20 protein-coding genes are annotated in these 21,576 nt (G+C 72.0%); 16 read left to right on the forward strand and 4 right to left on the reverse strand.

Annotated elements, in window-relative coordinates; all coding sequences use genetic code 11:
- The first annotated feature begins 12 nt into the window (after positions 1-12).
- The 15 genes from FYX01_RS20290 to FYX01_RS20360 all read left to right on the forward strand — a co-directional run bounded on the left by FYX01_RS20290 (position 13) and on the right by FYX01_RS20360 (position 16,635).
- Positions 13-813: a bifunctional ornithine acetyltransferase/N-acetylglutamate synthase gene (locus FYX01_RS20290; RefSeq protein ID WP_150243758.1), complete on the forward strand. Its 801-nt coding sequence runs from the start codon at positions 13-15 to the stop codon at positions 811-813.
- A complete protein-coding gene (gene argB / locus FYX01_RS20295) occupies positions 810-1,811 on the forward strand; it encodes an acetylglutamate kinase (protein ID WP_150243760.1) in 1,002 nt (333 codons plus the stop codon). Before FYX01_RS20290 ends, argB begins: the two co-directional genes overlap by 4 nt.
- Positions 1,808-3,016 (forward strand): acetylornithine transaminase, encoded by a 1,209-nt coding sequence (locus FYX01_RS20300; RefSeq protein WP_150243763.1) that lies wholly within the window; start codon positions 1,808-1,810, stop codon positions 3,014-3,016. Before argB ends, FYX01_RS20300 begins: the two co-directional genes overlap by 4 nt.
- Before the next feature lies 1 nt (position 3,017).
- On the forward strand, positions 3,018-3,965 hold the full coding sequence (gene argF / locus FYX01_RS20305; RefSeq protein ID WP_150243765.1) for an ornithine carbamoyltransferase: 948 nt from the start codon (positions 3,018-3,020) through the stop codon (positions 3,963-3,965).
- Positions 3,962-4,495 (forward strand): arginine repressor, encoded by a 534-nt coding sequence (locus FYX01_RS20310; RefSeq protein ID WP_150243767.1) that lies wholly within the window; start codon positions 3,962-3,964, stop codon positions 4,493-4,495. The genes argF and FYX01_RS20310 overlap by 4 nt, the downstream gene beginning before the upstream one ends.
- A 54-nt stretch (positions 4,496-4,549) precedes the next feature.
- Positions 4,550-5,752, forward strand: coding sequence for an argininosuccinate synthase (locus FYX01_RS20315; protein ID WP_150243769.1), 1,203 nt, complete (start codon positions 4,550-4,552; stop codon positions 5,750-5,752).
- A 66-nt stretch (positions 5,753-5,818) separates the two neighbouring features.
- Positions 5,819-7,237: an argininosuccinate lyase gene (argH, locus tag FYX01_RS20320; protein ID WP_150243771.1), complete on the forward strand. Its 1,419-nt coding sequence runs from the start codon at positions 5,819-5,821 to the stop codon at positions 7,235-7,237.
- A gap of 339 nt (positions 7,238-7,576) precedes the next feature.
- Complete coding sequence (locus FYX01_RS20325) at positions 7,577-10,105, forward strand: sensor histidine kinase (RefSeq protein WP_150243773.1); 2,529 nt, start codon at positions 7,577-7,579, stop codon at positions 10,103-10,105.
- A 1-nt stretch (position 10,106) separates the two neighbouring features.
- Positions 10,107-10,541 carry a roadblock/LC7 domain-containing protein gene (locus FYX01_RS20330; RefSeq protein ID WP_150243775.1) on the forward strand — a complete coding sequence of 145 codons (435 nt, stop codon included), beginning with the start codon at positions 10,107-10,109 and terminating at the stop codon, positions 10,539-10,541.
- Positions 10,538-11,029 carry a DUF742 domain-containing protein gene (locus FYX01_RS20335; protein ID WP_190394407.1) on the forward strand — a complete coding sequence of 164 codons (492 nt, stop codon included), beginning with the start codon at positions 10,538-10,540 and terminating at the stop codon, positions 11,027-11,029. Before FYX01_RS20330 ends, FYX01_RS20335 begins: the two co-directional genes overlap by 4 nt.
- Positions 11,010-11,606 (forward strand): GTP-binding protein, encoded by a 597-nt coding sequence (locus FYX01_RS20340; protein ID WP_150243777.1) that lies wholly within the window; start codon positions 11,010-11,012, stop codon positions 11,604-11,606. The genes FYX01_RS20335 and FYX01_RS20340 overlap by 20 nt, the downstream gene beginning before the upstream one ends.
- Before the next feature lie 157 nt (positions 11,607-11,763).
- A complete protein-coding gene (locus FYX01_RS20345; protein WP_150243779.1) occupies positions 11,764-12,681 on the forward strand; it encodes a sirohydrochlorin chelatase in 918 nt (305 codons plus the stop codon).
- A 280-nt stretch (positions 12,682-12,961) separates the two neighbouring features.
- Complete coding sequence (locus tag FYX01_RS20350; protein WP_150243781.1) at positions 12,962-15,394, forward strand: sensor histidine kinase; 2,433 nt, start codon at positions 12,962-12,964, stop codon at positions 15,392-15,394.
- Entirely contained in the window at positions 15,384-15,839 is a 456-nt protein-coding gene (locus FYX01_RS20355; protein ID WP_150243783.1) for a DUF742 domain-containing protein, read from the forward strand. The genes FYX01_RS20350 and FYX01_RS20355 overlap by 11 nt, the downstream gene beginning before the upstream one ends.
- Before the next feature lie 388 nt (positions 15,840-16,227).
- Positions 16,228-16,635 (forward strand): hypothetical protein, encoded by a 408-nt coding sequence (locus FYX01_RS20360; RefSeq protein WP_150243812.1) that lies wholly within the window; start codon positions 16,228-16,230, stop codon positions 16,633-16,635.
- A gap of 6 nt (positions 16,636-16,641) precedes the next feature.
- On the opposite strand, the gene FYX01_RS20365 is transcribed toward FYX01_RS20360, so the two are convergent.
- The 4 genes from FYX01_RS20365 to FYX01_RS20380 all read right to left on the reverse strand — a co-directional run bounded on the left by FYX01_RS20365 (position 16,642) and on the right by FYX01_RS20380 (position 19,473).
- Positions 16,642-17,340: an HNH endonuclease family protein gene (locus tag FYX01_RS20365; protein ID WP_150243785.1), complete on the reverse strand. Its 699-nt coding sequence runs from the start codon at positions 17,338-17,340 to the stop codon at positions 16,642-16,644.
- A gap of 117 nt (positions 17,341-17,457) precedes the next feature.
- Positions 17,458-18,039 (reverse strand): permease, encoded by a 582-nt coding sequence (locus FYX01_RS20370; protein ID WP_150243787.1) that lies wholly within the window; start codon positions 18,037-18,039, stop codon positions 17,458-17,460.
- The gene (locus FYX01_RS20375) at positions 18,039-18,638 is read right to left on the reverse strand and encodes a TetR/AcrR family transcriptional regulator (RefSeq protein WP_150243789.1); all 600 of its coding nucleotides are present in this window, start codon (positions 18,636-18,638) and stop codon (positions 18,039-18,041) included. Before FYX01_RS20375 ends, FYX01_RS20370 begins: the two co-directional genes overlap by 1 nt.
- Positions 18,631-19,473 carry an alpha/beta fold hydrolase gene (locus FYX01_RS20380; RefSeq protein ID WP_150243791.1) on the reverse strand — a complete coding sequence of 281 codons (843 nt, stop codon included), beginning with the start codon at positions 19,471-19,473 and terminating at the stop codon, positions 18,631-18,633. The genes FYX01_RS20375 and FYX01_RS20380 overlap by 8 nt, the downstream gene beginning before the upstream one ends.
- 204 nt (positions 19,474-19,677) lie before the next feature.
- On the opposite strand from FYX01_RS20380, the gene tyrS reads away from it, so the two are divergent.
- Positions 19,678-20,976 (forward strand): tyrosine--tRNA ligase, encoded by a 1,299-nt coding sequence (tyrS, locus tag FYX01_RS20385; protein ID WP_150243793.1) that lies wholly within the window; start codon positions 19,678-19,680, stop codon positions 20,974-20,976.
- The last annotated feature ends 600 nt before the right edge of the window (positions 20,977-21,576 follow it).

Genomic DNA, 21,576 nt, shown 5'->3' on the forward strand with positions numbered 1-21,576 from the left:
GAAGGCAACACCGTGAGTGTCACAGCGCCCCAGGGCTTCCGTGCCGCCGGAGTCGCCGCGGGCCTGAAGGACGACGGGGCCCGGGACGTCGCCGTGGTCGTCAACGACGGCCCCTCACGCGCCGCCGGAGCCGTCTTCACCACCGCCGGCGACAAGGCCGCCCCCGTCCTGTGGTCCGAACAGGTCGTCTCGGGCGGGCGCGTGCGCGCCGCCGTCCTCACCTCCGGCGGAGCCAACGCGGGCACCGGCCCACCCGGCTTCCAGGACGTCCACGCCCAGGCCGAGCACACCGCCGACCTGCTGACCGACTCCGCCGCCGAGGTCGTGCTGTGCGCCACCGGCTCCGTCGGGACCCGTCCGCCCCTGGACGCCCTGCGCCAGGGCGTCACCGCGGCCCTGGCCGAGGCCTCGCGCGGTGGGGGACTGGCCGCCGCCGACGCCATCCGCACCACCGACACCGTCGTCAAGATCGCCTTCCGGCGCGGCGACGGCTACACCGTCGGTGCCATGGCCAAGGGCCCAGACCCCTCCCTGTCCACGGCACTGTGCGTGCTCACCACCGACGCGGACATCACCGCCGACCAGTGCCGGCGCCTGCTGTCCGCCGCCGCGGGCAAGACCCTCGACCCGCTGTCCGCCACCAACGACACCGTGCTGCTCATGGCCAGCGGTGCCAGCGGCACCACTCCCGACGAGGACGCCCTCGCCGCGCTGCTGACCGAGGTGCTGGCCGAGCTGGCCACCCAGATCGGCGCCGACACCCCCGCCACGGACACCCCCGCCACCGACCACGACCGGGCCCAGAACTCATGATCGCGCGCTCCACCCCGTCCACCGAGAACCAGGCGCGGGACGTCGCCATAGACAAGGCCGCCAACCTCATCGAGGCGCTGCCCTGGCTCTCCCGCTTCCACGGCCGCACCGTGGTGGTCAAGTACGGCGGCAACGCCATGGTCAGCGAGGAGCTGCGCGTCCGCTTCGCCGAGTCCATCGTCTTCCTGCACTACGCGGGCCTGCGCCCCGTCGTCGTGCACGGCGGCGGGCCCCAGATCAGCGCCCAGCTCGACCGCGCCGGGGTGGAGTCCACCTTCACCGCCGGACTGCGCGTGACCACCGACGAGGCCATGGACATCGTCCGCATGGTCCTCACCGGCCAGGTCAACCGCGAGATCGTCGGACTGGTCAACCAGCACGGCCCCTTCGCCGTCGGCATGTCCGGCGAGGACGCCAACCTCCTGACCGCCCGGCGCAAGACGGTCGAGGTGGACGGCGAGACCGTCGACCTCGGCCGCGTCGGCGAGATCACCGGCGTCGACCCGGGCGCCGTCGCCGCGCTCCTGGCCGACGGCCGCGTCCCCGTGGTCTCCAGCGTCGCCCGCGCCGACGACGGCGGCGTCTACAACGTCAACGCCGACACCGCCGCCTCCGCCCTCGCGGTCGCCCTGGGAGCCAGCAAACTCATCATGCTCACCGACGTCGAGGGCCTGTTCTCCGACTACCCGCACAACACCGAGCTGGTCAGCCGCCTGGACGTCGACGAGCTGCGGGCGCTGCTGCCCTCCCTGTCCTCGGGGATGGTCCCCAAGATGGAGGCCTGCCTGCACGCCGTCGAGGGCGGCGTCCCCCAGGCCCACATCATCGACGGCCGCCTTCCCCACTCCCTGCTCCTGGAGGTCTTCACCGACCAGGGCGTCGGCACCATGGTCGCCGACGCGGAGCTGGAGGCCGCACTGCTCGCCGGAAACGGCCACACCCCGCGCCCCTGGCGCCCCAACGACACCACCGCCACGTACACAGGAGGCGCACAGTGACCAGTGGTTCCGAACTGCGCGAGCGCTTCGCGGCCTCGCTCATGCCCACCTACGGCGTCCCGCCCGTCGCCCTCACCCTCGGGCGCGGCTGCGAGGTCTACGACGCCGACGGCCGCCAGTACCTCGACCTCATCGCCGGGATCGCCGTCTCCAGCCTCGGACACGGCCACCCCGCCCTGGTCAAGGCGGTCGCCCACCAGACGGCCACCCTCGCCCACACCAGCAACCTCTTCGTCCACGAGCGCGAGGTCGAGCTCGCCGAGCGCCTGGTCGGACTGGTCGGCGGCGACGCCAAGGTCTTCTTCGCCAACTCCGGCACCGAGGCCAACGAGGCCGCCCTCAAACTGGTCAAGCGCGCCGCCGGATCCGGTCGCCACTACTTCGTGGCCTCCGCCAAGGGCTTCCACGGCCGCACCTCCGGCGCCCTCGCCCTCACGGGCAAGGACGCCATCCGCGAACCCTTCGGCCCCTTCGGCATGGACGTGCGCTTCGTCCCCCACGGCGACCTGGACGCCCTCGCCGAGGCCGTCGACGAGCAGTGCGTCGCCGTGTTCACCGAAGCCACCCAGGGCGAGGCCGGAGTCGTCCCCGCCCCGGAGGGCTACCTCGCCGGAGTCCGCCGCGTCTGCGACGACGTGGGCGCCGCCTTCGTCCTGGACGAGATCCAGAGCGGCATCGGCCGCACCGGCCAGTGGTTCGCCCACCAGACCGAGGACGTGCGCCCCGACGTGCTCACCCTCGCCAAGGGCCTGGGCGGCGGCCTGCCCATCGGCGCCTGCGTCGGCTTCGGCCGCTACGCCGACGCCTTCCACAAGGGCGACCACGGCTCCACCTTCGGCGGCAACCCCGTCGCCTGCGCCGCAGCCCTCGCCGTCATCGACACCATCGAGAGCGAGAACCTGCTCGCCCACGCCGCCGTCACGGGCGACCTGCTGGCCGAGCAGATCGACGCGCTCGACCACCCCCTGCTGGCCGGACAGCGCGGCAGCGGACTGTGGCGGGCCCTGGAACTGACCGGGCCGCACGCCGCCCACGTGCAGGAGCAGGCGGCCGTACGCGGCTTCCTGGTCAACGCCGTGGCCCCCGAAGCCGTCCGGATCGCCCCGCCCCTGGTCATCACACCCGAGCAGATCGGCCTGTTCATCGAGGCGCTGCCCACCATCCTGGACGCCGCCGAGGCCGCCGCGACGAAGGAGCAGCCGTAACATGACCCGCCACTTCCTGCGCGATGACGACCTCACCCCGGCCGAGCAGGCCCGGGTGCTCGACCTCGCCGACGACATGAAGAAGGACCGCTTCGGCCACCGGCCGCTCGCCGGTCCGCGCACCGTCGCCCTGATCTTCGACAAGCCCTCCACACGGACACGCCTGTCCTTCGCCGTCGGCGTCACCGACCTGGGCGGCAGCCCACTGGTCCTGGACACGGCCAGCACCCAGATGGGCCGCGGCGAGCCCCTGGAGGACACCGCACGCGTCCTGGAGCGCCAGGTCGCCGCCGTCGTGTGGCGCACCTTCGCGCAGAGTGACCTGGAGGGCCTGGCCGCGCACATCTCCGTCCCGGTGGTCAACTCCCTCACCGACGAGTTCCACCCCTGCCAGGTCCTCGCCGACCTGCAGACCGTCCGCGAGCGCAAGGGCGCCCTGGCCGGACTCACCCTCGCCTACCTCGGCGACGGCGCCAACAACATGGCCCACTCCTACCTGCTGGGAGGTGCCACCGCCGGACTCCACGTGCGCGTCGGCGCCCCCGAGGGGCACCTCCCCGACCCGGGGGTGGTCGCCCGCGCCGCCGAGATCGCCGAGAGCACCGGAGGGTCGGTCACGGTCACCGCCGATCCCGGCGAGGCCGCCCGTGGAGCCGACGCCCTGGCCACCGACACCTGGGTGTCCATGGGCCAGGAGGACGAGGCGGCCGAGCGTGAGGCGCCCTTCCGCCCCTACGCGGTCGACGCCGACCTGCTCGCCACCGCCCACCCCGAGGCCGTCGTCCTGCACTGCCTGCCCGCCTACCGCGGCAAGGAGATCTCCGCCGAGGTCATCGACGGGCCCCACAGCGTGGTCTGGGACGAGGCCGAGAACCGCCGCCACGCCCAGAAGGCCCTGCTCGCCTTCCTGCTCGAAACCAGCGACAGCCCCGGGGCCGATCGACGGTGACGGTGGACAGCGGCGGCACGGCACCGATGACCAAGGCGGCCAGACACGCACGGATCACCGAGGTCCTCACCCGCGAGGACGTCCGGTCCCAGGGCGAACTGGCCAGGCGCCTGGCCGAGGCGGGAGTCCAGGTCACCCAGGCCACCCTGTCCAGGGACCTGGACGAGCTGGGCGCGGTCAAGCTCCGCACCGCCGACGGCCACCTGGCCTACGTGCTGCCCGGCGAGGGCGGCGAACGCCTGCAGCGCACCCGGCCCGACAGCCTCGACCTCGAACAGGTCTCCGGCGCACGCCTGACCCGGCTCGCCGAGGACCTGCTGGTCTCCGCCGAGGCCTCCGCCAACATGGTCATCGTCCGCACCCCGCCCGGCGCGGCCCAGTACCTGGCCTCGGCCATCGACCACACCGACTTCCACACCATCCTGGGCACCATCGCGGGGGACGACACCATCCTGGTGATCTCCCGCGACCCCCAGGGCGGTGAGGAGCTGGCCGCCGCGCTCCTGCGCCTGGCCGACCGCAGACCGTAACCTCGTATGCGCGGACCGTCCCGCAGCACCAGACGAAGCACCGAGGGGGACCAGATGACCGAGCGCGTCGTACTCGCCTACTCCGGAGGACTCGACACCTCCGTCGCCATCGGCTGGATCGCCGAGGAGACCGGCGCCGAGGTCGTCGCCGTGGCCATCGACTGCGGCCAGGGCGGAGAGGACCTGGACGTGGTCCGCCGGCGCGCCCTGGACTGCGGTGCCGTCGAGGCCGTCGTCGCCGACGCGCGCGACGAGTTCGCCACCGAGTACTGCGTCCCGGCCCTCCAGGCCAACGCCCTCTACATGGACCGCTACCCGCTGGTCTCGGCCCTGTCGCGCCCGCTCATCGTCAAGCACCTGGCCGAAGCCGCCCGCTACCACGGCGCCACCATGGTCGCCCACGGCTGCACCGGCAAGGGCAACGACCAGGTCCGCTTCGAGGCCGGGCTCGCCGCCCTCTTCCCCGAGCTCAGGGTCCTGGCCCCGGTCCGCGACTCCGGCATGACCCGCGACAGGGCCATCGCCTTCGCCGAGGACAAGGGGCTGCCGATCGACGTCAGCAGGAAGTCGCCCTACTCCATCGACCAGAACCTCTTCGGCCGCGCGGTGGAGACCGGCTTCCTGGAGGACATCTGGAACGGTCCCATCGAGGACGTCTACGACTACACCCAGGACCCCGCCCAGCAGCGCGAGCCAGACGAGCTCGTCATCACCTTCACCGCCGGTGTGCCCACCGCCATCGACGGCAGGGACCTCACCCCGCTCCAGGTCATGGAGGAGACGAACCGCCGCGCGGGAGCCCAGGGCATCGGCCGCGTCGACATGGTCGAGGACCGCCTCGTCGGCATCAAGAGCCGCGAGGTCTACGAGGCCCCCGGCGCGATCGCCCTCATCGCCGCCCACCAGGAGCTGGAGAACGTCACCGTCGAGCGTGAACTGGCCCGCTACAAGCGCGGCGTCGACCAGCGCTGGGGCGAACTCGTCTACGACGGCCTGTGGTTCTCCCCGCTCAAGGACGCCCTGCAGACCTTCGTCACCGAGGCCAACAAGAACGTCACCGGCGACATCCGCATGGTCCTGCACGGCGGTCGCGCCGTGGTCACCGGCCGCCGCGGTGAGGCGTCCCTGTACGACTACGGCCTGGCCACCTACGACACCGGCGACACCTACGACCAGTCCCTGGCCCGCGGCTTCATCGACATCTTCGGCATGTCCGCGAAGATCGCCAGCCTGCGCGACCAGCGCCGCACCAGGTAACACCCCGGCGGTGCGGGGCCGCACCGGCCCCGCACCACCCGCACACCACACGTCAAGGAGACTTCCATGGCCGACCAGCCCGAGGCGCTGCGCCTGTGGGGAGGCCGCTTCGAGGGCGGCCCCGACCAGGCCCTGGCGCGGCTGTCGCTGAGCACCCACTTCGACTGGCGTCTGGCCCGCCACGACATCGCCGGTTCGCGCGCCCACGCCCGCGCGCTGCACCGCGCCGGGCTGCTCACGGCCGACGAGCTGGAGCGCATGCTCGTGGGCCTGGACCGGTTGGAGGCCGACGTGGTGTCCGGGGCGTTCACCCCCGTCCTGGAGGACGAGGACGTGCACACCGCGCTGGAGCGCGGCTTCATCGAGCGGGTCGGCTCCGAGCTGGGCGGTCGGCTGCGCGCCGGGCGCTCGCGCAACGACCAGATCGCCACCCTCGTCCGCATGTACCTGCGCGAGGAGGCCCGCGAGATCGCCGACCAGCTCCTGGACCTGGTGCAGGCCCTGGCGGACCAGGCGGCTGCCCACCCCGGCGCCGCCATGCCCGGGCGCACCCACCTGCAGCACGCCCAGCCCGTGCTGCTCGCCCACCAGCTCATGGCACACGCCTGGCCGCTGGTGCGCGACGTCGAGCGGCTGCGCGACTGGGACCGCCGCGCCGCGGTCTCCGCCTACGGCTCCGGCGCCCTGGCCGGGTCCTCCCTGGGGCTGGATCCCCAGGCGGTGGCCGCCGAGCTGGGCTTCTCCGACTCGGTGGACAACTCCATCGACGGCACCGCCGCCCGCGACGTGGTCGCCGAGTTCTCCTTCGTCACCGCCATGATCGGGGTGGACCTGTCCCGGCTGTCGGAGGAGGTCATCCTGTGGGCGACCAAGGAGTTCTCCTTCGTCACGCTCGACGACTCCTTCTCCACCGGCTCCTCGATCATGCCGCAGAAGAAGAACCCCGACGTGGCCGAACTCGCGCGCGGAAAGGCCGGGCGCCTGGTCGGCGACCTCGCCGGACTGCTCACGACCCTCAAGGGGCTTCCGCTGGCCTACAACCGCGACCTGCAGGAGGACAAGGAGCCGGTCTTCGACGCGGTGGACACCCTGCACCTGCTGCTGCCCGCCATGACCGGCATGGTCGCCACCCTGACCTTCCACACCGACCGGATGGCCGATCTGGCCCCGCAGGGCTTCTCCCTGGCCACCGACATCGCCGAGTGGCTGGTGCGCGAGCGCGTGCCCTTCCGGGAGGCGCACGAGATCGCGGGCACCTGCGTGCGGGTGTGCGAGGAGCGCGGTATCGACCTGCCCGACCTCGGCGAGGACGACCTCGCCGCCATCTCCGGGCACCTGGCCCCGGCGGTGCGCGAGGTCCTCACCGTGCCGGGGTCGCTGGCCTCCCGGTCCGGCAAGGGCGGCACCGCGCCGGTCCGGGTCGCCGAGCAGCTGGAGCGGCTGCGCTCGGGGATCGACGAGTACCGGAAGGGCTTCGTCGCCTGATCCCGCCGGGCCCCTCAACGGTCGGACCGCGGCCGCGGTGGCTCTCCCCGGCACCCTCGTTCGGGCGCGCGTCCCCACCGGATGCGCGCCCGAACGCGTTCGTGCGGCCCCCTCACGCGACCGCGTCCACGGTGCCCGCGTTCTCCTCGCTCCCATTTTGGAATTAACCCGGCGAGGGCCGTGAGAGTGCGATAGCGTCCTGAGTCTGTGGGCACCAAGCGTGGTGTGCCCTGTGCGCACCGTGACGCCCCCTCGGCCGAGGACCGTCGGCGTACCAGCGCGGTGCACGGTGCACCCACGCTCGACAGGCGTCCGCGACCAGTCCGTGGGAGGAACGCAATGGGGAACACGGGAGGAACCGGCCGAGGCGGCATCAGGGCTCAGATCAACAAGATCGTGCTGATCCCCAGCATCACCTTCCTGGCACTGTTCGTCGTGCTCAGCACGGCCACGCTCGCCCAGGCGGTGTCGCTGCGGGCCGCGGTCGGTGACGGACGGGCCGGGATCCAGCTCGCCGAGGCCCTCAGCCGGCTGCAGGAGGAGCGCCGGCTGAACGCCGAGTACCTCGCCGCGCCCGGAGGGGCCGGGCGCGAGGCGCTGGCCGAGGCGGCCGAGCGAACCGACGAGGCGCTCGCGCCCGTACGCGAGCTGCGCGGCAACCTCGGCGACCAGGACGACCCGGCCACCGCGCCCCTCGCCGAGGACTTCTTCGCGTCACTGGACGCCGTCGTCGAACTGCGTACCGACGGCCTCTCCGACCCCGGCCCGGCCGACGACGCCGTCACCGTCTACACCACCGCCGTCGAACAGGGCGTCCGCCTCTACGCCAGCACGGCACGCTCCCTGGACAACGGGCCCGCCACCGCCGAGGCCGCCGCCACCACCGACCTGATGTGGGCCCAGGAGAGCTTCAGCCACGCCGACGCGCTCATCAGCGTCGTCCTCGCCGGGGACTCCCTGGACCGCGGCCAGCAGACGCGGATCGCCACTCTCACCGCCGACGCCCGTCACCGCGTCGACACCGTTCACCCCGGTGCCGCCGAGGACCGCGGGCCCTCCGCGGTGAGCACCCTCGCCGGGAGCAGGGCCTGGCAGGACGCCCTCGCCATCGCCGACACCCTCGCCCACCACGAGGCGCCCGTCAGCGTCGACCCCGCCACCTCCGAACAGACACGCGACTCCGAACCGCCCTCCGGAACCGACGGCTGGCGCGAGTACGCCGACCAGGTCAACGCCGCCATGGGCGACATGACCACCGAGCGCGCGGGCTCCGTCGTCACCGTCATCGAGGACGCCAGCTCCTGGATGCTCACCCTCGCCGTGGGCGGCAGCATCCTCTCGCTGTTCGCGGGCACCCTCGCCTACGGGGTGGCCGCACGCTCCGCCGGACGCCTCACCTACCGGCTCGCCCAGCTGCGCGCCGACACCCTGGGCACCGCGCGCAGCGACCTGCCCCGCATCGTGCGCCGTCTGGAGGCGGGCGACCACGTCGACCTCGACACCGAGATGAAGCAGCTCGACCACGGCGACGACGAGGTGGGCCAGGTGGCCGACGCCTTCAACATCGCCCAGCGCACCGCCGTGGGCGCCGCCGTCAAGCAGGCCGACATCCGCGCGGGCGTCAACCGGGTCTTCCTGGGTATCGCCCACCGCCACCAGTCCCTCCTGCAACGCCAGCTCCAGCTTCTGGACCGCGTCGAACGCGAGGAGGAGGACCCCGACCTGCTGGAGAACCTCTTCCAGCTCGACCACCTGGCCACCCGGGGCCGCCGTCACGCCGAGAACCTCATCATCCTGGGCGGCGCCCAGCCCGGTCGGCGCTGGCGCCGGCCGGTCCCGCTCGTGGACGTCCTGCGCGGTGCCATCTCCGAGACCGAGGAGTACGCCAGGGTCCGGCTGACCTCCGTCCCCGACCTGTCACTGTCCGGCGCGGCCGTGGCCGACGTCATCCACCTGCTCGCCGAGCTCGTCGAGAACGCCACCGCCTACTCGCCGCCGCACACCGAGGTCACCATCGCCACCGAGTCCGTGCCCAGGGGCGTGGCCGTGGAGATCGAGGACCGCGGCCTGGGCATGACCGAGCAGGTCCTGACCGACTCCAACAGGACGCTCAGCGAGGCGCCCGAGTTCGACGTCATGACGCCCGGCGCGGACTCGCACCTGGGATTGTTCGTGGTCGCGCACCTCGCCGCCAAGCACGACATCCGGGTGCAGCTGCGGCACTCGCCCTACGGCGGGACCCGGGCCGTGGTGCTCGTTCCCAACGCCCTCGTCGCCGCCTCCTCCACCTCACCCGAACGGCCCCGCGTCGCCGTCCGGCAGGGCGCCCACTCCACGGCGCGGGAACCGTCGGGGGCGGAGGAGCCCGCCGACCTGCTCGCCGTGGGCAACACCCCCCACCACGTCCGTCCTGTTCTGCGCCCGGTGCCCCGGCACGGTGACGACGGCGGGCGCACGACCGAGAACCCCACCCGCCCCCCGCTGCTGCGCCGGGTCCCCCAGCCAGCCCCCGAATCGCCTTCCGTGCCCGTGGAGCACGGTGCGCGCCCCGACGCCGACCCCTCGGCCCCCGCCGAGCGGATCGGTACGGGACCGGGCCGCACCGCACTGCCCAGGCGCAGGCGCCAGGCCAGCCTCGCCCCCCAGCTCAGGACCGAGCCCGCGGTGGAGCGGACCGAATCCGCCCCGGCGATCTCCGACGAGAGGACCCCCGAACAGGCACGGCGGATGATGAACGCCTTCAGCGCCGGGACCCGGCGCGGTCGGGCCGAGGACATCGACGCCGAAGTTGACGCCGACAGGCGTGAACACAGCAGTGACGGCCAGGTCGGCGCGAGCGCCGACGATCACATGGGAGAGAGCGACTGACATGGTGGGCATGAGCAAGGCCGCGGACAACCTGGACTGGCTCCTGGACGACCTGGTCGACCGCGTCGTCGGTGCCGAGCACGCGATCGTGCTGTCGGCCGACGGGCTGTTGCTCGGACGCTCGCGAGGGCTGGTCCCGGAGGACGCCGAGCATCTGTCGGCCCTGGCCTCGGCGTTCCAGAGCCTGGCACGGGGAACGGGACGGCACTTCGGCGGCGGGGACGTCCGCCAGACCGTGGTGGAGATGGAGCACTCCTACCTCTTCGTCACCGCCGCGGGCGCGGGAGCGTGTCTGTCCGTACTGGCCACCGAGGACGCGGACGTCGGGCTGGTCGCCTACGAGATGAACCTGAGGGTCAAGCGGGTGGGCCAGTTCCTCACCGCCGCGCCGCGCAGGTCCGACCAGCTCACCACCACGGGAGGAACCGGTTCGTGAGCACGTCCAACGAGCGTTACGGAGTACGCGCATCCGTCCCCGGGGACGGCGGACCACCGGGCCGTTCGTCCGGCCACCAGCCGCCGCCGTGGCACCGGGGCCGGGGGCATCCCACCTCCGAGGGGCCGTCGGTGGGGGTCGCGTTCGGTGACGCACCCGCGGGCCCCCTGGTGCGCCCCTACACCATGACCCGGGGCCGTACCCGTCCGTCCACCGGCCCGCGCCTGGACCTGGTCACCATCGTGGTCACCGCGCGCGACCTCAGGGAGCGGGTCAGGGAACCGGAGCACGAGGCGATCATGCGGTTGTGCCACAGACCGATATCGGTGGCGGAGATCTCCGCTCGGCTCGACATCCCCCTGACCGTCGTCAGGGTGCTCCTGGGAGACCTACTCGCCGACGGCGACGTGCGGACCAGGGCGACCATGACACAGCTTCCCGAGAAGAAAGTACTTCAGGCGGTTCTCGATGGCATCCGCAGACTCTGAGACCAGGCCGCAGGAGGCGATCCCGCAGGCGGTCAAGATCATCATCGCCGGGGGGTTCGGCGCGGGCAAGACCACCCTGGTCGCCTCCGTCAGCGAGATCACCCCCCTGAGCACCGAGGAGGTGATGACCGAGGCCAGTTACGGGGTGGACGACACCGGGGGAGTGGAGCAGAAGACCACCACCACCGTCGCTCTGGACTTCGGCCGGATCACCATCAACGACGACGTCGTCCTGTACCTGTTCGGCACCCCCGGCCAGGACCGCTTCTGGTTCATGTGGGACGAACTGGCGGAGGGGGCGCTGGGCGCGGTCGTCCTGGCAGACACCCGACGCCTGGACACCTGTTTCCACGCCGTGGACTTCTTCGAGCGGCGGGGGGTACCGTTCGTGGTCGCGGTGAACCGCTTCGAGGGCTCCACCGTCTACCGTGAGGAGGAGGTCCGCGAGGCGTTGGACGTCTCCGCCGAGGTACCCGTCGTCCTGGCCGACGCCCGCGAGCGCGAGTCCTGCAAAGAGGTCCTGGTCGAGCTGGTCACCCACGTGATCCGGGGCCGGAATCCCGTCATGAGTGGCTGATCCCCGCGGGGCGCCACCCGGGCACTCCCTGCGGATTCGATCCGGTATACGTTCGGAGGGACACGCCCATGAAACAGGGTGCCGAACGCTACAATGTCGCGGCAGTGACCACCGGCCCGACCGGGCACCCCCATCCGCCTCTCATCTGAATCCTGGTATGCGAAACTCTGATCGACTTCCTCCACGCGAACTGCCCAAGCGCCGTTCCGGCCGCCACCGCAACCCTCTGTCCTTCGACAACTGGTTCGGTACCCCCGCCCTGATTATGGCGGTCCCAGGCAGGGCCGAAGCGGCTAAGTGCGCCGATGGCGAGTCGATCGGTGCCCGCATGGCCGACCTCGTGCGCGCCTACCGTCCCGAGGTCACCATCCGCTACGGGCACACCGAGGGCGACGAGCAGCCCCTCGTCGAGGCGCTCCGCGGCCTGGAGCGCTCCGACGACCGGCCCCTGTCCGGTGTCGTCGTCCCGCTGGTCACGGCCCCGCACACAAGGGTGTCCGCCGCGATCGAGGCGGCTGTCGCCCAGACCGGTGCCGACGCGCGCGTCACCGAGGGCCTGGGCCCGCATCCGATGCTCGCCGAGGTCCTGCACCTGCGCCTGGCCGAGGCCGGGTACGTGCGCGCGGACCGCATGCGCCTGATCAGCGTGGTCGCCCGCGACACCACCATGGCGGACGGGGTGGTGGTCGGGGCCGTCGGCGGTGAGGGCGCCGTCGGGGCCGCCGGGGTGACCGCCGTGCTGCTCGCCGCGCGCCTGGGCCTGACCGTGCTGCCCGCCGACCTGGAGAACGAGGCGGCGGTCGAGCAGATGGTGGACCAGCTGCGTCAGGGCGGCTGCCAGCGTCCGGTGATCGCGCCCAGCGCCCTGGGGCCGGAACTGCCCCGCGAGGAGCTGGAGGCGCTCGCCGCGCGTTTCGGGGCCAGGCTCGGTGACCCCCTGGGTTCGGACAGCCTGCTGGGCAAGATCGCCGCCCTGCGCTACGCCGAGGTCCTGAACTCGCTGGGGGTGGAACAGCCTCCCACGGTCGAGGAGCTGCCCGCCCCGGTGGGCTCACGGCACCGTCCGGAGGCCTGAGGACAGGTGTAGAACACGACACGCCGTGCCCCGTAGGGCATCACGCGTCCCGAGGGCCGTCCGCGCAGCGGGCGGCCCTTCGTCATCGCCGGAGGACCTGCGGTTTCACCTCCGGGGGACCCTGCTGACACATCCCGAGTTCTGGACACGGCCAAAGAAAAGACAACTGATAGTGATCGTTTGACAGCATAAAGCAAGAATTTTTCGATAGCCTCGGCACGACCGAAAGCCGCCGAGGCGCCCTCCCGGAGCCCGGCAACCGCACAGGCTGGAGGGGGCCATGCGCAGTACCCGCGACAACGCGCCCACGATCCGCGGGCAGCTCACCCGCATCGTGCTGATCCCGAGCCTGTGTTTCCTCGCCCTCTGGCTCGTCGTCGCCGCTGTCGGCACGGTCCAGGCCGTCCAGCTCATGGGCGCCGTCAACCAGGCGCGCGAGGGAACACGGGTCTTCTCGGACGTCTCCGAGGAGCTGCGCGCCGAACGCAGACTCTCCATGATCGACCTGGGCCGCTTCGAACGAGAGGGCGCCGACACCCAGGCGAGCCCCGCCCTCGGCGAGCAGCGCGAGGCCACCGACGCCGCCATGGCGGACGCCGTCGCCTTCGCCGAACGGCTGCAGGGCACCCGCGACCACGAGGTCCAGCGCAGCGCGACCGCCTTCCTGGACACCCCCGAGGCCCTGGCGGAGGCCCGCCTGCGCCTGGACGAGCACACCGTCGAACAGGAGGAGGCCCTCGTGCGCTACGGCGAGGTCCTGGACTCCGCCGCCGGCGCCATCACCGCGCTCGTGCACACCACCGACGGCGGGGAGAACCTCACCGACGTCGTCCTGGCCAGCGAACTCCTGAACGCGCGCTCCGCCTACGCCACCGCCGACGCCCTGCTCGCGGGGAACATCGCCCGCGGGGAGATGAGCTACGAGGAAACGGCGCACTTCACCTACCTCACCGCCTCCTACCGCGACACCCTGGACTCGGCCGACTCGGTCATGCACCCGAGCGTGCGGTCACGCTACGACGCGATGGCCTCCCAGCAGTCCTGGACCCGCGCCGAGGAGCTCAGCCGCCAGGTGGTCACCCGGCCTCCCCTCGCAGAGCCCGAACCGACCGATCGGACCGATCCGGTCGAGTCGGCCGACACGGCCGACACGGCCGAGCCGTCCGAACCCGAGGGCGGCGAGCCCGGCATCCGGTGGAACACCGACGTCGACGTCGACGCCGACGAGTGGGACGGGTCCTCGGGAAAGGCCGTGCTGGCGCTGGACGAGCTGGTCCGGGCCCAGACCGGGCGGACCGTCGACCTGGCCTGGAGCGCCGCCCTGCTGCAGGTCTCCCTCGCCGCGGCGGCGGCCGGGCTGACCCTGGTCTGCGGTATCGCCGCCATCGCCGTGGTCGGCCGTTCCTCACGCCGCCTCACCGACCGCCTGGCCCGCCTGCGCGGACAGATCCTGGAGCGCGACGAGGACCTGCCCGACATCGTCGACCGAGCCCAGCGCGGCGAGAAGGTCGACGTCCAGGAGGAACTGCCGCAGCTGGACGAGTGCGGGGACGACGAGATCGGGCAGGTCGCCGAGGCCTTCGACGCCGCACAGCTCACCGCCGTGGAGGCGGCGGTACGCCAGGCCGAGATCCGGCGGGGCGCCAACCGCGCCTACCTGGGCATCGCCTTTCGCAACCAGAACCTGGTCCAGCGCCAGCTGCGTCTGCTCGACGAGATCGAACAGCACGAGCAGGACTCCGAGGCGCTGCGCCGCCTGTTCCGTCTGGACCACCTGGTCACCCGGGCACGCCGCTACTCCGACAACCTCATCATCCTGGGCGGCGGCCAGTCGGTCCGCCGCTGGCGCCAGCCGCGTCCCCTCGTGGACGTGCTGCGTGCCGCCATCGCCGAGACCGAGGACTTCGAGCGCGTCCGCCTGATCTCCGCGCCCCGCGTGCTCATGCACGGCCAGGTGGTCGCCGACGTGGTGCACCTGCTCGCCGAACTGGTGGAGAACGCCACCCAGTTCTCCCCTGCGGGCACCCCCGTGGACGTCAGCTGCACCCCGGCCGCGGAGGGCCTGGTGGTGGAGGTCGAGGACCGGGGCCTGGGCATGTCCGAGCACGGGTACGCGGAGGCCAGGCGCACCCTCACCCAGCCTCCGGAGTTCGACGTGATGGCGCTGCCGGACGATCCCCGCCTGGGTCTGTTCGTGGTGTCCCGCCTGGCCGACCGGCACGGCGTGCGGGTGTGGCTGCAGCCCTCGCCCTACGGGGGCACCCGGGCGACCACGCTCATCCCCGCCTCGCTGCTGGAACCGGCGGAGAACCCCGTGACGGTCACGGGCGCTCCGACGGGTGGCAGCGGCTCGCCTGGCGGCACAGGAGGCCCGTACGGGACGGTGTCCCAGACCGGCCCCCTACCGCTGCACGGTTCCTCGCCAGTCAACGGGGCGGTGCGCCCACCGGTCGGCCCGGGGCACGGCGGTCCGCGGGGTCCGGCGCGGACCGGCCCGCAGAAGCCCTTCCCGACCGGGCCCCAGGGGCCGGTGCGGACCGGTCCCCAGACCCCCGTTCCGCCCAACGGGTACGGCGGTCCGCAGCCCTTCACGGTGCCGGCCGTCCAGACCGGTCCCCAGGGGACCGTCCCGGCCAACGGGCACGCCCGCCCCGAGGACCCGGGGTACCGGCCGTCCGATCCCGCACCACCGAGGGGGAACGGTGAGAACTGACGGTGTCCACGGCCGCGGGGCGGCCGCCAGCGCCCTTCCCGAGGAGGTGTTCCGGCGCTCGGAGCCGGACGCCCGGAGCCATGACGAGGAGTTCGGGCAGGAACGCTTCCTGCGTCCCTTCGCCGTGACCGCGGGCGATCCCGACGCCCACGCGGTCCTCGGCCCCGAGTCCTCAGGGCTCGACATGCTCAGCCTGGTCGTCGCCGCGCGCGTCCCGGGCCGCCACGAGTGGCTGCGCCCCGAGCGCGGGGCCATCCTCGGCCACGCCCTGCGCGCCCGCACCGTGGTCGAACTCGCCGCCGAGGTGCGCCTGCCGGTCGGCCAGGTCAGGGGCATCGTCGCCGCCATGGTCGCCGACGGGTCGCTCCAGCGCTGCGGTCCCTCGCGTTCCCTCGGCCGCCAGGACATCCTGCACGCCGTCCTGGTGGGACTGCGCTCGCTCTGACCGCAGGGCCCCGCCGGCCCCGGCCCCGGCGCGCCGCCATTGGACCGGGGGCGCCGGGGAGGCCCTCGTACCGGCCCCGCCCGCGGCCACGTCCTCGCCGGCGATCGCCGAGTTCCCCGCTGACACGTTCGTCACCCGACCTCGCGGGTAGACCGCTCCGACACGGGTCCGGCGCGTGGCGGAGCGGGTTTTCCACAGGCTGGAGGACACCCTGGTAGTGGCCTTCGCGGCGCTCCACCATAGGAGACGGCGCTGGTCCGGGACGGTCCCGTGACCGCCGCCGGAGGTGACCATGCGCGTTGTCCGGTGGGTCGCGGCGTTCCTCGCCATCGCGCTCGTGCCCGTACTCACCGCGGCCCCGGCCGCCACCAGCCCACGAGGGGGAGAGTTGGACGGATTCACCATCGGGCACCTGCCCGACCAGATCGACGACCGGACCTCGGTCTCCGACTTCGAGTACGAGTGGGGCGGCGTGTCCTTCTCCAGCCGGGTGTGGGAGAGGACCCTGGAGGGAGGAGGGGCCAGGGTCGTCCTACAGGTCCTGGTCATGCGCGGTGCCGGGATCACCGACCTGGCGGCCGTCCGCGACTTCCTCGCCGAGTACCACGAGCGCGCGCCCGACTGGGAACTCACCGAGTTCCACAACGACGGACACACCGCCCTGCACGGCGAGACCGAGGCCTTCTGGACACCGGCCGAGGGCGTGGCGGTGGAGGTCCGCGACGCCTTCGGCCTCATCGGCCAGGAGGAGCTGTTGGCCACCGCGCGTGGGATCAGGGCCGGGGACTCCGGCTGAACGGCCTCAGCAGCCGGAGAGCACCTCGCGCAGCGCCGTCTCCTCGGCCGGGTCCACGGTCAGGTCCCACACGTGCTTGACCTCGATCCACGAGACCACGTAGTCGCAGTGGGAGGACTCCAGGGGCGGCAGCCACTGCGCGGGGTCGTCATCGCCCTTGGAACGGTTGGGCGAGGCGCTGACCGCCCACAGCTGTGAGGAGTCCAGGTCGTTGGCGAAGCGTCCGCGCTTCTCGGTCGTCCACGCGTGGGCGCCCGAACGCCATCCCTCCTTCAACGCCACCATGTGGTCGATGTCGAGGTCCTGTGAGTCGGTGAGGGTCTCCCCGTCGTAGGGGCTGTACCAGGAGCCGGACACCGGTTGGCAGTCCTCGTCGGTCTCCACGTCCTCGCCGTCGCGCAGCAGGACCACCTGGCGGGTGGTGCAGCCGTCCTGGACACCGGAGTCCCAGTGGGGGAACAGCGCGCGGTCGTACCCCTCCGGATCGTTCTCCGCCTCCACCCGCAGCTCCTCCAGTTGTCGGCGGGCCTGCTCCACCGACAGGTCGGAGGAGACCGTGCCACCGGTCTGCGACTCGGCGGTACCCTCCGGCTCCAGGTCCAGGTCGATCACTCCCAGCTGGTACAGGGCGAACGCGGCGACGGCGAGGACGCCGACCACGGCGGACATGAGGCCGCCGATCTTCGACGAGGCCTTCTTGGACATCAGGCAACTCCACAACGCTTCGGGCACCGCGCACGGGAACGGCGACGGTCGTGCCACCAGCTTGGCCCATGCCCGCACCCGGAGGGAACACCGCCCTGGCCAGGGCGGACGGAGGGATCAGCCCGCAAGGAGATCGAACAGGAGGGAGCCCGCCAGGAGCAGGCCGACCCCAGCGCTGTACAGCCGCGCCCGGGTGCGGTTCGGATGGTCCCGGAACGTGCGCCAGGCGTACAGGACCGTACCCGCCAGCACCAGCGCACCCTCGACCACGGCCGCCACCGCGGGGAACTCCCACAGCCCCAGCCCCAGGAACGGCAGCCCACCCGCACCACCGGGCAGGAGCACCAGGTCCGACCGGTGCACCAGCAGGTCCAGGAGCCAGTGGCTGAACACCACCCCACCCAGGACCGCGCCGGCGTCCCGTCCCCATCGGTCCCGAAGGAACACGTGCGTCAGTCCGCCCACGAGCAATGCCAGGACCAGGTTGCTGACCAGGGCGTGTGAGTACTCCGCGGTGATGAGGAGGGACCCGTAGCCGCTCAGACCGGGCTCGGCCGGTTCCATGTCCTCGACTCCCAGCGCGGACAGCGGCAGGAAGACCAGGTCCGGTAGTTGTGCCGCCACCAGAAGCGCGCCCATGGGAAGCGCTGGACGCCAGGCCTTGACGATCCCCGCCACTCCGAAGTGTCCGGCAAGCATCAGCCACGACTCCGTCTCGTGTTCGTCCGTTCCGTCGCGCCGGGCCACTGGTGGAGGGCGCGCACGAGGCCCTCCACCAGGAGCGCGTAGGTCTCGTCCACGTCCTCGGGGAGTCCGAAGCCGCCGTGCGTCTCCAGGTCCACGAACCCGTGCAGTGTGCTGCGCAGTGTCCGGATCGCGTGCACCATCTGGTCCTGGGGGATCCCGAACCCGCGCAACACCGCCGCCAACACCCGCACGGGGTCGGTGGTCAGGTCCGGCTCGGCTCCGGCCAGCCTGGGCAACTGCTGCAGGGCGGTGTAGCGCCCCGGGTGGGCGTGCGCGTAACGGCGGTAGGCCCCGGCCGCCGCGCGCAGCGCGTCGGGGCCGGACCGGCCCACGGCGGCCCGCTGGACCCGTTCACCGAGCCCGTTCGCGCCCAGCAGCGCCACCTCCCGGTGCAGCCCCGCCAGTCCGTCGACATGCTTGTACAGGCTGGGGGTGGCGACCCCGAGCCGTTTGGCGACCGCGGCCAGGGACAGGGAGCGGAAGCCCTCCTCGTCGCTGAGCCGTGCCGCCTCCTCGGCCACCAGCGCCGGTGTCAGACCCGCCCTAGGCACTGGATCCGGCCCTGCCGATCAGAGCCTCCAGGGCGGGTACGACCACGTCGGGCCGCTGGGACTGGGGGTAGTGGCCGCACTCGGGCACCATCACGACGGAGCCGTGGACCACCGAGGCCACCCACTCGGCCTCGGCGCGCGGGTCCTTCCAGTCGGAGTCCTGCTCGCCCACGATCACCACGGCTCCGGCCCGCAGGTCCGCGGCCTCCAGGACCTCCTCGTGGGGCGCGTAGATGGTGTCGTACACGGAGCGGTACCTGTCGGCCGGGCGCAGCATCCTCAGGACGCGGTCCAGGTGTTCCCGGTGTCCCTCGGGGGTGCGTCCGGTGTTCAGGGCGTTGTAGTAGCCCGTCACCGCACGGGGTCCCCACAGCCGGACCAGCATGAGCCGCTGCGCGATCCGCACGAACAGGGAGGGAACGGGCTGGCGGAGGAAGGGCGCCAGCAGGGCGATGCCCGCCACCAGGTCGGGCCGCTCCTTCGCGGCGATGGTCACGGCCGCTCCGCCCAGGGAGTTGCCCACCATCACCACGTCCTCTCCGCCCAACTCCTCGGCGAGCGCGACGGCGTCGGTGGCCGCCGCCCGGTTGGTGTGGTCGTCGAAGGCGGTGCCGCTGTCACCGTGGCCGCGCAGGTCCATGGCGGCGACCCGGTACCCGGCTTCGGCGAGCGCGGCGCCCACGAAGCGGAAGGAGGCCCGGTGGTCGAACATGCCGGGTACGCAGACGACGAGTGTTCCGGTGTTCTCCGCTCCGTAGAGGTCGTAGGCGATTCGTCCCCGGGGGCGCTGGAGATGGTGCGCCGCGGAGTTCCCCGGACTGTGGCTTGTGTCCATAGCGTAAAAGCTAATGGCATTAGCCAAGTGAATCAAGGGGGCCGGACGAGGTTTCCCACGGGGAGCGGCCCGTGAGCAGCGGCCCGGGGACGGCCGATAGCGTGGAGGCGGGCCAGAACCGGATGTCCGCCCGCGGTATCCGGCCTACACTTCAAGGCAGATCGAGCCCCCCCGGGGCCCGCCTACACGACAGAGAGCAACACAGTGACCGACATCATCGACGAACTCCAGTGGCGCGGCCTGCTCGCGCAGACGACCGACCTTGACGCACTGCGCAAGGCGCTCGCCGATGGTCCGATCACCCTGTATTGCGGATTCGACCCGACGGCGGGCAGCCTGCACGTGGGCCACCTCACCCAGATCCTGACCCTGGCACGCTTCCAGCAGGCGGGGCACCGTCCGATCGCGCTGGTCGGAGGGGGCACGGGGCTCATCGGGGACCCCAAGCCCAACGCCGAGCGCCAGCTCAACTCGCAGGAGGCCGTGCAGGGCTGGGTCGCCAACCTGGCCGGACAGCTGTCCGCGTTCCTGCGCTTCACCCCCGAGGGCGGGCAGCCGGAGCCGACCGACGCCGTCCTCGCCGACAACGCCGAGTGGCTCGGCGAGATCAACGCGATCGAGCTGCTGCGCGACGTCGGCAAGCACTTCAGCATCAACCAGATGCTCGCCCGGGAGACGGTGAAGAGCCGCCTGGACGGCGAGGGGATGAGCTACACCGAGTTCAGCTACGTGCTGCTGCAGTCCTACGACTACGTCCAGCTCTACCGTCGCCACGGCTGCACACTGCAGACCGGCGGCTCCGACCAGTGGGGCAACATCACCGCCGGTCTGGACCTGGTCCGCAGGATGGACGGCAACGAGCCGCACGGCCAGGCGCACGCGCTGACCACGAACCTGCTCACCAAGGCCGACGGCACCAAGTTCGGCAAGACCGAGTCCGGCACCGTCTGGCTCGACCCCGAGCTGACCTCGCCGTACGCCTTCTACCAGTTCTGGTTCAACGCCGACGACCGCGACGTGGTGCGCTACCTCAGGACCTTCAGCTTCCGCGGCCGGAGCGAGATCGAGGAGCTGGAGCGACAGACCGAGGAGCGTCCGCAGGCCCGCGCCGCCCAGCGCACCCTGGCCGAGGACCTCACCACGCTGGTGCACGGCGAGGAGGAGTGCCGCAAGGTCAAGGAGGCCAGCCTGGCGCTGTTCGGTCGGGCGGACCTGTCCGATCTGGACGCCCGCACGTTGGCGGCGGCCCTGGCCGAGGTGCCCAAGGCCGAGGTCAGCGGTTCCGTGGACGAGCTGCTCGTGATCGACCTGTTCGCACAGAGCGGCCTGACGCCGAGCAAGTCCGCCGCCCGCCGCGCGGTCCAGGAGGGCGGGGCCTACGTGAACAACGTCAAGGTCACCGACGTGGAGGCCACGCTCAGCGCCGAGGACGTGCTCCAGGGGCGTTTCGTGGTGCTGCGCAAGGGCAAGCGCAACGTCGGCGGTGTCGTCCTCGGCGGCTGACACTCCGACCGACACACCGATCCACGGGTCGGCGCCCGCAAGGCGTCGGCCCGTGGCCGTGCCCGGGGTTCCCCGCGCCGGCGCCCGTGCCGAGCTCCGACCGAGAGTTGGGAGGTTTGTTGGAGGATGAGGGTTTCGGGAGGGAATCTTCCGGGAAGGACGCCTGTTATCTGACACAAACAGCCGACACGCGGACCTGGTGTGAGGACCGCGTACGTCATCAGGGGCCTTCACAAGCCGCCCAGACGGGGCGACGGGGTTCCGGATCTCGGGTTCGACACTTCGACACCTGATCCGGGCTCTGGTTTGACGCCTGCCCCTGTCCTCCCTATACTCGAAAGAGTCGCTGCGGGACGGCGAGGATCCTTCGGGGTCGCTCGGAACCGGACCGCGATCACAGACCTTCCTCTCCGAAACCGTGTTGGTTCGAGCAGTGCTCTGAGCCGGTAGGCTTCGGGAGGCGCTTCCACAGAAAATGCGGAAGCGGACGGGCTTTACCCCGATCAGGAACACCACAAACCGCCGGTTTGGCGGGGTGCGGAACACCTGATAAAGTGAAGACACAACAAAGCGGAAACGCAACAGCGCCTTCCACGGAAA

The sequence above is a fragment of the Nocardiopsis quinghaiensis genome, assembly GCF_008638365.1.
Taxonomy (GTDB): domain Bacteria; phylum Actinomycetota; class Actinomycetes; order Streptosporangiales; family Streptosporangiaceae; genus Nocardiopsis; species Nocardiopsis quinghaiensis.